The organism is Bradyrhizobium cosmicum (assembly GCF_032290525.1).
GTDB classification, from domain to species: domain Bacteria; phylum Pseudomonadota; class Alphaproteobacteria; order Rhizobiales; family Xanthobacteraceae; genus Bradyrhizobium; species Bradyrhizobium cosmicum_A.
This window is the reverse complement of the sequence record NZ_JASXTA010000534.1, coordinates 1-242: the sequence shown is the minus strand read 5'-3', so window position 1 is coordinate 242 and position 242 is coordinate 1. Positions and strand designations below refer to the sequence as shown.

Sequence of the window (242 nt, the reverse complement as noted above, 5' to 3'; positions counted from 1 at the left end):
ACCCGAGGCCGCGTCATAGGCGACCGGCGCGGGCGCACCCTCGATGGGGACCGTGGCGCGGACCCGGCCCTTGTCCAGATCCACGATCGCCACCGCGCCTGCGTTCTGTGCCGTGACAAAGGCGATGTCGCCCGCATCCGCCGCGCCCGCGGCAAGGGCCAGCAGACCCGCCGCCGTGGCCCGGATCACTCGACCCGGCCGAACTTCTCGACCAGCGCGTCCAGTCCCGCGCGGTAAACGCC

The 242-nt window shown here is 73.6% G+C and carries 1 pseudogene; it reads right to left on the bottom strand.

Annotated elements, in window-relative coordinates:
• Positions 1–189, bottom strand: a pseudogene (locus tag QSV46_RS40845) (hypothetical protein); the annotation flags it as partial.
• Positions 190–242: the final 53 nt, after the last annotated feature.